Genomic DNA, 750 nt, shown 5'->3' on the forward strand with positions numbered 1-750 from the left:
GGAATCAGGAACAGCAGCGGGATACCAACACCCAAACCAGTGTTAATGCAACGCTGGGACAGGTTCGAAGACAGGTCCTTGCTCGAGTTCGAAGGCTTCTTGTTGTCGTCGCGGCCCTTCTCGTGGCCGTTAACCTCAACCTCAATCTCAGTCTTGCCACCAGGCAGATCCGGATCCTCAACAACTACATTGATAGGACCATCAACATCCTTACCCGGAGTAACAACAACGTTGCCGTTCTCGTCAATCTTAGCCGGAACGTCCTTGCCATCCTCATCGGTAGCAGAGACCTTGGTGTCCTTATCCGGGTTAGTGACCTTGATACCAGTGTCCTGCTCCTTATCAGTCGGATCAACCGGCTTCACACCAGAATCATCAACCGTGGTCTTGTCAGAAGCATCAGAGCCGTTGTCATCGCGGCCCTTCTCGTGGCCGTTAACCTCAACCTCAATCTCAGTCTTGCCACCAGGCAGATCCGGATCCTCAACAACTACATTGATAGGACCATCAACATCCTTACCCGGAGTAACAACAACGTTGCCGTTCTCGTCAATCTTAGCCGGAACGTCCTTGCCATCCTCATCGGTAGCAGAGACCTTGGTGTCCTTATCCGGGTTAGTGACCTTGATACCAGTGTCCTGCTCCTTATCAGTCGGATCAACCGGCTTCACACCAGAATCATCAACCGTGGTCTTATCACCAGGCTGCTCGTCGGAAGGCTTGGAGTTCGGGTCCTTCGGATCGGTACCG

At 52.8% G+C, this 750-nt stretch carries 1 protein-coding gene; it reads right to left on the reverse strand.

The features are described 5' to 3' along the window. Positions 1-750 (reverse strand): hypothetical protein (locus HMPREF2978_RS13300; RefSeq protein WP_070745636.1); only part of this gene is annotated, 750 nt, incomplete at both ends.

Source organism: Corynebacterium sp. HMSC074C01 (assembly GCF_001814605.1).
Classification (GTDB): domain Bacteria; phylum Actinomycetota; class Actinomycetes; order Mycobacteriales; family Mycobacteriaceae; genus Corynebacterium.